8 protein-coding genes are annotated in these 12,717 nt (G+C 43.5%); 6 read left to right on the top strand and 2 right to left on the bottom strand.

What is annotated here, in order from left to right; translation table 11 throughout:
• The first annotated feature begins 10 nt into the window (after positions 1–10).
• The 3 genes from MR041_RS12745 to MR041_RS12735 all read left to right on the top strand — a co-directional run bounded on the left by MR041_RS12745 (position 11) and on the right by MR041_RS12735 (position 6,107).
• Positions 11–2,692: a right-handed parallel beta-helix repeat-containing protein gene (locus MR041_RS12745; RefSeq protein ID WP_242094513.1), complete on the top strand. Its 2,682-nt coding sequence runs from the start codon at positions 11–13 to the stop codon at positions 2,690–2,692.
• Positions 2,689–4,443, top strand: coding sequence for a right-handed parallel beta-helix repeat-containing protein (locus tag MR041_RS12740; protein ID WP_242094511.1), 1,755 nt, complete (start codon positions 2,689–2,691; stop codon positions 4,441–4,443). The genes MR041_RS12745 and MR041_RS12740 overlap by 4 nt, the downstream gene beginning before the upstream one ends.
• A 77-nt stretch (positions 4,444–4,520) precedes the next feature.
• The gene (locus MR041_RS12735) at positions 4,521–6,107 is read left to right on the top strand and encodes a sulfatase family protein (protein WP_242094509.1); all 1,587 of its coding nucleotides are present in this window, start codon (positions 4,521–4,523) and stop codon (positions 6,105–6,107) included.
• 119 nt (positions 6,108–6,226) lie between these two features.
• Here MR041_RS12735 and MR041_RS12730 read toward each other — a convergent pair whose 3' ends face one another.
• Entirely contained in the window at positions 6,227–7,003 is a 777-nt protein-coding gene (locus MR041_RS12730; protein WP_242094507.1) for a hypothetical protein, read from the bottom strand.
• An 83-nt stretch (positions 7,004–7,086) separates the two neighbouring features.
• Positions 7,087–7,554, bottom strand: coding sequence for a hypothetical protein (locus tag MR041_RS12725; RefSeq protein WP_242094505.1), 468 nt, complete (start codon positions 7,552–7,554; stop codon positions 7,087–7,089).
• A gap of 369 nt (positions 7,555–7,923) precedes the next feature.
• Between MR041_RS12725 and MR041_RS12720 the strand changes: the two genes are divergently transcribed.
• From MR041_RS12720 to MR041_RS12710, 3 genes are all read left to right on the top strand, one after another.
• Entirely contained in the window at positions 7,924–9,462 is a 1,539-nt protein-coding gene (locus MR041_RS12720) for a sulfatase-like hydrolase/transferase (RefSeq protein WP_242094503.1), read from the top strand.
• Positions 9,463–9,553: 91 nt separating this feature from the next.
• Positions 9,554–11,017, top strand: a complete 1,464-nt coding sequence (locus MR041_RS12715; protein ID WP_242094501.1) for a sulfatase — start codon at positions 9,554–9,556, stop codon at positions 11,015–11,017.
• Positions 11,018–11,168: 151 nt separating this feature from the next.
• Positions 11,169–12,707 carry a T9SS type A sorting domain-containing protein gene (locus tag MR041_RS12710; protein ID WP_242094499.1) on the top strand — a complete coding sequence of 513 codons (1,539 nt, stop codon included), beginning with the start codon at positions 11,169–11,171 and terminating at the stop codon, positions 12,705–12,707.
• The last annotated feature ends 10 nt before the right edge of the window (positions 12,708–12,717 follow it).

The following is a 12,717-nucleotide window of genomic DNA, read 5'->3' as shown; positions in this document are numbered from 1 at the left end:
TACGGTCACGATGATGCGGTTCTGTGGTGTTGTTCTCTTATTGATGAGTTTAAGTTTTAACGGCTATTCACAGTTTGAGCCGGCGCCTTCCTTTTTTAGAACAGCACGGGCAGCACCGCTTGTGGAGCTCAATACGACACAGACCATAGTCGTTTCAGATTACGGTGCCAACGCGGATGACGGTATGGACGATATTGCAGGTATTACGGCAGCTGTTAATGCTGCCGTAAGTCTTGCCACCTTGCAAAACCCGGTTCGCCTGGTTTTCGAGAACGGAACCTATGATCTCATGCCGGCCGGCGGCACCCATGCCCTCAGCATGACCGATGCTCAAGGGGTTTTATGGGATGGTCAGGGTGCCTTGTTTCTAATACACAATCCGGTTGTGGGATTTTTAAGTTTGCTGCGTTGCACCAATACAATCATACAAGATCTATCCGTCGATTATGCGACCCTTCCTTTTACTCAGGGAAAAATCACCAATATCGATACCGCCAATGGGTTTTTTGATTTTGTGGTGGATGAGGGTTTCCCCTTACCTGTGGAAAGTCATTTTACTAATGCCCCTCAGCGATGGGGCATGTTTAAAAACAGCAAAGGGGGTATTAAAGAAGGGACCAGGAATTTAATTCCTCATAACCGTTACTTCGAATTGATCGCCCCCAGAACCTACCGCTATGGAAATCAAAGCAGTACGAACTTGAGCAATGCCGAAGTTGGTGATTATTTTGTTCACATTGCCAGATACAACGGTTCTACCCTTATTCTCAATGATGGAGGGAAAAATCTCACCTATCTGAATGTTACCGGGTATACCAGTCCCGCAGGATGCTTTAATGCACGAAACAGTGAAGAATGGCATATCATTAATTGTAACATCATGCTCAAAGCAGGCAGGGTGAACTCCAGCAATGCAGATGCCATTCACGTCAATGGTGGTAAGATCGGCCCCTGGGTTGAAAACAGCCTTTTTGAGGGCTTTGCTGACGATTGCATGAACCTTAAATACCACAAAAGACAGATCTTGGAAGTACACTCATCCACAGAAATTACGGTTCGGTTTCTCACCGAAGTCAACGATATAATGGAATTCTTTAATCCCAGGGATGGGGTCTTTTTAGGCAGTGCAACAGTAACTCATGTACAGAACTTAGGCAGTAACCAATACAGGCTTACCTTATCTTCACCCATAAATATTACCAATGTGGATGCTTCAGACCATCAGCTAACCGATAAGGCCTATATCGAGACCAAATCGAATGAGTCGTTTATTTTCAGAAATAACATAGTAAGGAACTCGAGAAGATATGGGATTTTAATACAGAGTAAATATGCATTAATTGAAAATAATCTGTTTCAGAATTTAAGCAGTTCAGGTATAAGAATTGAAAATGGTGTTGACTGGGGCGAAGGCTTCAGGGCGGACAACATTGAGATAAAAAACAACCGATTTGAAAATTGTGGCTATGACACAAGTTTTATTTCCGGTAATAACGCTGCGGCCATAGCGGTAGACTTTGCCAAATTGGGAACCCCCTGCAGTTTAAGCAGTATATGGTGCGGTACCGAGACCACGGATTGGCGGGCACACAGCAATATTAGAATAATGGATAATACCATATTATACAACAAAAGGGGGCTCTATCTTAAAAACATTGAAGGATTAACCCTAACCAATAACTTCATATGCCATAGAGATGAGGATATCACCCTGGGGACTACAGAAACCCCGGAACCTCAAACCATTTTAAACTGTGGCAACATTTATACTGAGGATTATCAATACACCTTGCCGGAGCCCAGCATTCATTTTTGGCTAAACGAAGACCCCGATGCGGAGGAGGTGACTAATTCAGGTACCGATACCGGTATAACTATGGCCATTAACACCAACGGAGGAGAAATCATTCAGGGCTTTGTCGATGATGACATCGGGTACGCCTTTAAAATCAATACGGATAACAATGGGGCATTAAGCCTTACCAACACCAATGACGGTTCACCGTTCCCCGGGCCGGTTCAGGGTGCTGCAAGAACCTATTCCTTCTGGGTTAAACCGGAACAATTATTATTTCAAACCTTGCTTTACAGCGGCGGCCCAACCGCAGGAGAAGTGTTTAGCCTTCAAATGCAAACTAATGGTATTTTAAGGCTGGTAGACAATAATCAGAATATTGTCAGAATGGAGGATATGCCGCTTGATATTGGCGAATGGAATCATATTGCCGTAACCGTGCCTGAGAACAACACCCTGTTCAGTGCACAATTCTACAAAAATGGGATCCCCTCAGATGAAACCTATTCCGGTAATGATATGCTGATAAATACTGCAGACAACAGAGTCGATTTTTTCCCGCGATTCAATGGATTAGTGAGTGATATACGGTATTTCGATTATAAACTTTGCGGTTCGGATGTAGAACGTATCTATAACGACAGACAGACCACACTCTCGACCTATCAAACAGAGCAACGTAAGTCAAAAGACATCATCGTCTATCCGACATTTGTATCGGACATCCTCTATTTCAATAAACCAATTCATTCCATAAAACTATTCGATCTTCTTGGTAAAATGTTACTTTCAAAACAAAGTTCTCATTTTACGGAACTTCGTGTATCTCAGCTGCCTGCAGGTTTTTACATGGTTCAAATAAATAACATGCAAACGGAAAAAATCTATAAGAAATGAAAACATACACCCTTACCATCATATGCCTTATCTGTTCTCTTGTTCAGGCACAGTACCAGTTTACCCTTCCCGATCACTTCAGGACACAAAGGAACCTCCCCCTGATTGATATGCCCACCGTGATCATGGTAAATCTGGCAGAATTTGGTGGCCTCCCCAATGATGGTAAAGATGATGGCCCCGCCATCATCAAAGCTTTAAACTTTTGTAAAAAAGTATCGAAGAACGGAACAGGATCTAAATTAATCTTTAGTAAAGGCACCTATGATCTGTTTTCAAACGACAACAAGTCGCATTTGATAGAACTCAGAGATGCCAATCAGATCCTGATTGAAGGTAATGGTGCGGAAATCATCATCCATGACCCGCTCAAAGGGTTTCTTTCTGTTTTTAAAAGCAAGAATATCATCGTAAAGGATCTGTTTATTGACTACGACCCGCTGCCTTTCACACAGGGCAAAATTGTTGCTGTTGATTTGAAGAACAGAAGCTTCGATCTGGAGATAGACAACGGATTCCCGACCTTAGACCACGACATGTTTCAACAGGCGACGCGCGTATGGGGCATGGTCATGGATCGCGATACACCCGGGAAGCTCAAGGACGGTGCACCCAATCTCTACGCTTCGAAAGAATTTGAGGAACTGTCGCCTCGTGTTTTCAGAATCAAAATCAATGCACTGCCATTATTAAAACATTTAGAGGTTGGCGACCCCTATGTCCACCTGGCACGCACCAATGGGAGACCTATTTTTATGTCTCAAGTGAGTAAGAACATCACCTATTTAAATATTACCAACTATTCAAGTCCCGGCGGCAGCTATGGCGCACACAGCATGGAGGAGTGGAACATTATAGGCTGTAAGCTGCAACTTAAGGAAGGCCGAATACACAGTGCCAATGCCGATTGTGTACATGCCAATGGCGGTCCTTTCGGTCCATGGATCGAGAATTGTCTTTTTGAAGGTTACAGCGACGATGCCATTAACTTAAAATCGACGAAGAGACATATTATAAAACAAATGTCATCTACCAGGTTGGTTGTAAAATATCATACGGTGAAAGGGGATATCCTCAGAATCTACAATCCCAGGGAAGGAAAGTTTCTCGGCACATACGAGGTGGTGGAAAATAAGTATTTGGGGAATAACAGGATGCAAATCACATTGGATAAGCCGCTCGAGGAAAAATTACGAGTGGGCGAGACAAAAAAAGACGATATTGCCTATTTGGATTCGCAGTCTAACGAATCCTTTGTCATTAGAAACAATACCTTCCGGAACGCAAGACGATACGGCATTTTGTTACAGAGTGCCTATGGGGTCATCGAGCGAAATGTCTTTAAGAATCTCAGTCAGTGCGCCATCTCTATGAACAATGGCGTCGATTGGGGAGAGGGGTTCATTTCCCACGACATAAAAATTGACAGAAACATCTTCGATAATTGTGGTTATGACAGCACCTATTTCACAGATTATAACGCGGCGGCCGTACGATTACGCGTCACCAAGTTAAAAAATCCGGAAGCCAAGGGAAAATGGTCCGGCGTCGCCACTGCAGACTGGCAGGGATTAGAAAATATTTCAATTACCAATAATACCTTCCTGTATAATAAAAGAGCATTGTCAATAGAGTGTTCCGTGAATACTGTGGTAAGGGGAAATCAATTTATACGGAATTCCAAAGACCTTTCCGAGGATCATGAAATTCTGTTAGAAGACAATAACACCAACCTGGTTTTTGAGAACTGAGTGACATGAGCTGATCGATTTAACAAAAACCCACAGGACAACAGGATTTCTTGGGGTAAACACAACATTTTTATTCTATGAAAAATACACGCATCACACTTATAGCCCTAACGGGGGTCATAGCCGGCAGCATCTTATATGCCTGTCAGTTCAAAGCATCAGAACCTGATAAAAAACCCAATATTCTATTTTGTCTTGCAGATGATGCCACCTGGAAGCACATGAGTGCTTACGGAACAGAATGGATTGCCACACCCGCCTTCGATAAGGTTGCAGATCAGGGTCTCCTATTCAGCAATACCTATACGCCAAATGCCAAATGCGGCCCTTCCCGTTCCATTATACTAACAGGTAGAAACACCTGGCAACTTGAAGAAGCAGCCAATCATCTGGCCTATTTTCCAACGAAATTCAAGACCTACCATGAGGCACTTGCAGAACAAGGGTACCACGTGGGGTATACAGGTAAAGGATGGGCTCCGGGTACAGCCTTGAATGAAGACGGAAGCAAACGAGAACTTCTGGTTAAGGCCTATAACAGCATAAAGACGAAAGCGCCTACCACCGGCATCTCAAATAACGACTATCTCGCCAATTTTAAACGCTTCCTGGAGGAGAAAACATCAGATGCCCCCTTTTGCTTTTGGTACGGTGGCCATGAACCGCACAGAGACTACGAGTATGGGACCGGCGTACGTTTAGGAAACAAAAAACTAGCGCAACTGGATTCGGTTTTTCCGTATTGGCCGCAATCCGAAGTGGTGAAAAATGATGTTTTGGATTATGCCTATGAGTTAGAGTACTTCGACAAACAACTTGGTGGTATGCTTGCCTTACTGGAGGAGCGGGGCGAACTGGAGCATACCATTATCGTGGTGACCTCCGATAACGGAATGCCTTTCCCACGTGTTAAAGGTCAGAGTTATGAGCATTCCAATCATTTGCCATTGGCCATTATGTGGAAAAATGGGATAAAGCATCCGGGGCGAACCATAACGGATTACGTGAGCTTTGCTGATTTTGCAGCCACCTTTTTAGATATAACGGGATATCATGCCGAAGATCTGGGCATGCACCCCGTTCAGGGTAAGAGTTTAGCCCCCATTTTCAACTCCGATAAGGAGGACGTTATTGCGCCCGAGCAGGACTATGTGCTTCTGGGTCAGGAAAGACATGATGTGGGTCGGCCGAATGATGTCGGGTACCCCATCAGAGGGATTGTCAAAGATGGATTTCTCTATTTGTTGAATTACGAAAATGACCGATGGCCGGCAGGAAATCCGGAAACAGGATATACCAATACCGATGGTAGTCCTACAAAAACTGAGATATTGGAGCTGAATAGAAGCGGTGAGAACCACAGCTACTGGGATTTAAATTTCGGAAAACACCCGAAAGAGGAATTATTCCAATTGAGCACAGATGAGAACTGCCTTCACAATTTGGCAGAACATAGCGATTTTCAAAGGGTCAAAGGGGACCTAAAACAGTTACTGGAGTCTGAATTAAAAGCCCAAAAGGATCCGAGGATGTTCGGTAACGGTGCCGTATTCGATAATTACACTCCCGACAGAAATGCCCGCTTCTATGAGCGCTATATGAACGGTGAAACAGTGAAGGCAGGATGGATCAATCTCACTGATTTCGAAAAGGATCAGGACTAAGTTCCAGGGACATATATCAGTCGTGGATTCAAAGACAACCTACGTCTTTAAATCATTTATTTCGTTCACAATTTTCACATTCCCTGTACTTTGCTATAAACCAAAAGGGTATAATTTTTTTAATCCAAGAACTTCCATCCGAAGTGAATGGTTACAGAGTGAAAATTACCTGTTAGGTCTGTAATAATTTTTCTCGAATTATAATCAACAATATTGTAGCGATATCGGATGCCTAAATAATTTTTTCTGCTGAGATAGTATCTATACATCAGACCAAAATTAATATTTGGAGAAAAAATATTTTTTGACTCCTCGTCAACAATCCGTTCAGATGTTTCATAGTCCAATAATAAAACTTCCAAGAAGCTTGAATCACGATAAGTATAAGTAGCAGGTTCAAATTCAAATAAATCCATTCCGAATCCACCCGTTAATAAAAGTTGATTTTTGTTGTTTCTCCAAATGTCCCTTAAAATATCAATACCAACGTATCCCCCTAAATAATGATCTGTCATGTCTGAATTTATTGGCTGATATTCTTCTTTTGTTCGGCCAAATCTTGTCGCTATAGTGAGGTCATAGGTCATTTGGTTTTGTATGATCCCAAAGGATATTACAAATGTTGGTTTAGGGCCAATGAGTTTAGCCTTATCTGTAGGTATGAAACTTCCTAATCCAAGATCAACATGTAAGATGGTCCTTTTTATAGAATCTTTTACCGCCTTGCCCTGAAGTGATTGTGAGGCCCTACTTGATGTTTTAAAAAATAAATCTCCTGTTGTTGCAATTCTTTCTGAAACATTGTAATTCGATCCCATCCCTTTAAAATGTTCTTCCTGTGCGAAACCCATTAAGGAAATCAATAGACTAATCATAAAATATGCTGCCTTCTTCATAGTTGGCATTTCTTAAAACTTAGAATCAAATAGAGTCTTTTATTCAAACTATACTGAAAAATGCACTTTATAAGAACCTAATATTAATAGTCACATATAGGCAAACTGTCGACATCCATTGACACCTTTGCCAAATACTCGGAATAGGTTTCATTCAATACACCATCCTCATAATATGTATAGCTCATTTCCAAATTATTACCGGAAACGGAAATTGTTATGATGAGCATGAACTCCATACCGCCATCAGTGTCGACGGCTTCTAACTCGAAGATGTTATTCGAATTTTTCGTGATGTCGACCACCGAATAGAAATCTTCATCCAGGATTTCTAAATAATAATCGTAACAATCTCCGGATTCCTCCCAATATTCAAAGGGATGATTGAGGTTGTCAATGATTCTCATATAGGTCTTTTCACCATAATCCGTGTAAAACCAGACGGTACCGGCATATTTCTCCAGGAAGGTTTTGTCCGCTTCAGGGTTGTCATCCTTACTACAATTAAAAACGAACAGCAGCAGTGTTAAAAGGTAAATTATATGTTTCATAACGGTATTGCTTTAGAATGTTTCTAAAATTAACAGAGGCCAACAGGATTGATGTCCGAAATCATTGATGAAGCATAAATCCGGACCACTTTGGAATGTAGCATGCAAGCTTCTGACGTTCACTAATGTAGTGCTCTCAGGCTTAAAAGGAAATGATGGATATCAGTTTAGAATACCGGATGAAACGGTTTGAAACCGTCTTACCATCCGACAGATTCCCAATATCTGCCTGATGCCGGTAGGGACCTGCTTGAATACATAGCATTTAATTCATCCGTACAGTGCAGGTATTCGAGCGGATTACTTAATTTAGTACACATCATGAATAATGACCTCCATAAGGTTAAAAAATAAAATGATCCGCATCAAATGACAAGGTATCTCAAATTTAAATCAGGGGTTTCCGTCCTTACACTACTCGTTCTGTTTTGGATGACCTCGTGTGCTTCCCGGGAACAAGAAAATACATCTCCAAACATCATCGTATTTCTCGTGGACGATATGGGTCTCATGGACACCTCGGTTCCCTTTCTTACCGATGCTGACGGTACTGCCGTTAAACATCCCCTGAATGCCTTTTACATCACACCCCATATGCAAGAACTTTCGGAAAAAGGGATTCGCTTTACCAATTTTTATGCCCATTCGGTCTGTTCGCCCACGCGGACTACCATCATGTCAGGACAGAACTCTGCCCGACACGGGGTGACCAATTGGATCAGATCCGAAAATAACAACCGTGGCGATTATGGCCCACCCCAGTGGAACTGGAACGGACTAACCAGGGCTTCGATAACTCTGCCAGGGCTCTTACAGCAGGCAGGGTATAAGACGATACATGTGGGTAAGGCACATTTCGGACCATTTAACAGTGAGGGGGAAGACCCCCGGAATTTGGGATTTGATGTCAATATTGCCGGAAGTTCCATTGGCCAACCCGGAAGCTATCTGGGGACAGAAAGCTTCGGTCATACAGGAGGTAACAAGAACAGGGCCGTACCCGGATTGGAAAAATACTATGGCCAGGACATCTTTTTGACTGAAGCCCTGACTTTGGAAGCCAATACCGCCATGTCCAGGGCCAAAGAAGAAGGCAAACCCTTCTTCCTCTATATGGCGCACTACGCCGTCCACGCTCCGTTCTATTCAGATCCGCGATTCGAAGCACACTATCAGGATTCGGATAAGCCGGAAAAAGCTAAGGCCTATGCCACGCTGATAGAGGGTATTGACAAATCATTGGGTGATATCATGCGACATGTGGAGGATCTCGGATTGGGCGACAACACGCTTCTCTTTTTCCTCGGAGACAACGGCTCTGATGCACCCCTCCCCGTTGTGAACGGGTACAGCAGTGCAGCACCACTAAAGGGTAAAAAAGGGATGCACTGGGAAGGTGGGATGCGGGTGCCGTTTATCGCTTCATGGGTGACCCCGGATAAGAACGCAGTAGCACAACAAAAATGGCCCGTTGCAGCAGATGCGATACAGGAACAGATGGGTACCATTATGGACCTGTTCCCCACAATATGTCGGGTGGCTCATGTGACATGGCCTGAATCCTATGTCCTGGATGGTTTTAGTCTGCAAGATCAGCTGAAAGGGAAACGCCATCGACAGCGACATGAGGTGTTTCTTAATCATTATCCGCATAACCATCGTACCGATTATTTTACCAGTCTGGTGGATTCGAACTGGAAAATTGTTTACCATTACCAGATCGATGGCCCAGCACGGTACGAACTGTTCAACCTCAAGGATGATCCATTTGAAACTATCAATTTAGCTGATAAGAATCCGAAGCAACTTAAACGGATGATGCGTACATTAATTCAGGACATGAAAGACAAAGGTGCCCTATACCCTGAAAAGGATGGAAAGGTGCTGAAACTGTTGATGCCCTCTTAACCCGAGATGTATTTCGGTAGTTAATATTCGAATAGATTCCATTTAAAACGATCTGTCCTCCGATTCAAAACACTTGTAATAACACAACAACATGAGAACCGTTAAAATTCATTATCTGACATGCGTTCTACTCACGCTAAGTGCATCCCTGTTTGGTCAGGAAAAACCAAATGTCCTGTTCATTGCCATTGATGACTTGAACGATTATGTGAATTGTATGCATGGCGCTATTCAGGTCCCAACACCCAACATCGATCGATTGGCCGAACAGGGCGCCTTGTTTACCAATGCCCATTGTCAGGCGCCCATATGTGGTCCTTCAAGGGCAAGTATCATGACCGGACTTTATCCATCTACAAGTGGGAATTACCTGCAACTCAGAGACGATGACATAAGAAAGTCAAATGCCCTGACCAGTAAAGCCATTTTTATGCCCGATTATTTTGAGCAATACGGTTATAAAACCATGGCCGTTGGAAAAATTTATCACAATGGTGACGGGGCCAAAACATTTGATGAATACGGGGGGACACTTGGCAAATTTGGACCCAAACCAAAAGAACGATTTAAATACGATCCCTCTAAAATAAAAGGTAAGGTTGGCTCTACCCAAACCGATTGGGGACCTTATCCGGATAAGGATGAACTCATGCCCGACTTTAAAAGCGCGAAATGGGCTGTAAATAAATTGGAACAGGAACACGAAAAACCGTTTTTCCTGGCCGTGGGTTTTGTAAGACCACATGTGCCCTGGTACGTCCCGAAAAAATGGTTCGACTTGTTTCCAGTCGATCATATTAAAACACCACCTTATAAAGAAGACGACTATGACGACATACCGGATTTTGGTAAGCAGGTTACCCATGCTCCCATGATGCCGACAACAGAGGAGCTCATCGCCTCCAATGAATGGAAATATGCCGTACAGGCCTATATGGCCTGCACCGCCTTTGTTGATGCACAGGTGGGAAAAGTACTCGATGCATTGGCCAAATCGAAATACGCCAATAATACGATTGTCGTATTGTGGTCTGATCATGGCTATCATATGGGGGAAAAGAACCGGTTTGCCAAACAGGCTCTTTGGGAACGGGATACCAGGACAGTTCTGATTTTTAAGGATATCCATGCTCGTGGCGGACAGACCATCGGGCACGCGGTTCAGCTTCTGGATATATACCCAACGCTGCTCGAATTATGTCATCTCACTCCAAATACCTTAAATGAGGGCCATTCCCTCGCCGGATTGATACAGAAACCGGATATGGATTGGCCTTATCCGGCCATCTCAAACTATGGTAAGGGAAATATTGCAATCAGAACTGCCCAATACCGCTTGATCCAATATGAAGACGGCTCCCAAGAATTGTATGACATGGAACAGGATCCGAATGAGTGGGATAATCTGGCAAGCAGTGAAGCACATCAGGGTATCATCCGCGGATTACAGCAATTTATCCCAAAAAAATGGGCCGATGTATCCGCATTTAATCATTACCCTTTCAACGCCTATTTTAAAGGAAGAATGACCTCCGGGATGATACAAAACAAATAGGTGCTTCATTTATGTTACAATCCTTGCATTTATTGTTACAATATCGCAATCCCGTTTTAGATGCTTATTGATACCTTTGGTAATAGGCCATTCAGCAACCTTTTTTGAACTTGGAGATACAAGGTTGCGCGGCTTAATTGATTCAGAAGTCATGAAGAAAAGCTTAGTATATTTTATCGCCTCATTAATTTATATTCAGGCAGAGGCTGCAGAGATCATATGGAATTTAAACACAATCTACGGAGTTACCCAGACGGGGTTCGCCAGTATCATCTCAGACGCCAAAACCCATTTTTTAAACAGCCCGAACGACACCATCATCGTCACCATTGATGCCGGAACCTACACCATTGGCGGGAATAACAGCCATGGCATAGACCTGAGGTCCGGGTTTGCACCCGGTCCGAATGGCAGACTCATTTTTAAGGGTGCCGGTATGAATTTAACCACCCTTATATTTACCGATACGAGACAGGACATGATAAATGGACTGGATGTATACAGGATCACATTCCGTGATATGCACATGGGTCGATCGGGCTATACCGTTACTCAGGGTGTGGTGGTAAGTGTTGCAGCCGGAGAACTTGTGCTCGACATCCAAAACGGGTTTCCCAGTCCATTGGAATTATATAACGAATGGTCTCAGGGGCGTTATTTCAGGAGGTATACCAATAGCACAACCGATCCTCAGGTCATACAGACAGATAACCAACAAGTGCCATGGGGCTATAGAGATGGTGCTTACCTGTATCCGGAATTGATTAGTGGAACCACCTGGAAGTTTTATTTAAACAATCCGAACCAAAACTTATCAAACTATAACATCGGGGACCTGGTTGGCGTAAAATCCAAACATGAAGGGGAAACCTATTGGATTAATCGCGGTGGCGATGTTGTTTTTGAGAACGTCAAGTGGACAGGGAGCTCCAGGGGCCTTGTTAGAGGTGGGTTTTCTCAGCTTATCTTAAGGGGCTGCAGAATAGAACGAGGTGCCCCTGTTAATGGACAGATGCCCTGTTTGTCTACCCCCTCAGGAGGTCCGCAAATGAATCAACCAGCGGATACCGTATCAACCGATATGATCGTTGAGAATTGCTATATCGACTCGCCCGGTGACGACTGTGTGGCCTTTTTTAATGTGGACTGCGGAAAGGTCATGAATAGCACCTTGAGAAACTCCTTTGCCAGAGGGTTTCTGGTTACCCCTGAAGCCAGTGCCATATGCGGCGCAAACAATAGTATGGAGAATAATCCCTATCAGATCGACAATGGCCAGCCCCTTTCGGAACTTACGGATTGTGGCACAGAGACCCTGAACATAACGGCTACCGAAAGCTACACTGCAAACACTGGAACAGTATATACAGCATCGGCCTTTTTCGCAGATGTTTATGAGGATCCGGTTTGCGATGCCGTAAAATACATCAACCTGACCATCGAAGCCCTATCTGTATATGATAATGAGCAGCGTAACCACAAAAGGATTTCCTTTCCCTCTGTTACTGAAGACCGTGTCCATTTTTCAAAACCAGTATCCCACATTAATCTCTTTGATATCCGCGGTATTAAGGTCTATGAAGCGTCGCTTGACGCCGACCCGGGATATATCGACCTCACTCCTTTCCGTTCCGGACTTTATGTATTACAGCTTAATGGTGCGACGACTGAAAAAATTATAAAAAAGTAACATCTCATGG

The sequence above is a fragment of the Aestuariivivens sediminicola genome (assembly GCF_022662015.1).
GTDB lineage: Bacteria > Bacteroidota > Bacteroidia > Flavobacteriales > Flavobacteriaceae > Aestuariivivens > Aestuariivivens sediminicola.
The sequence above is the reverse complement of the archived record's forward strand: the minus strand, read 5'-3'. Positions and strand labels throughout refer to the sequence as shown.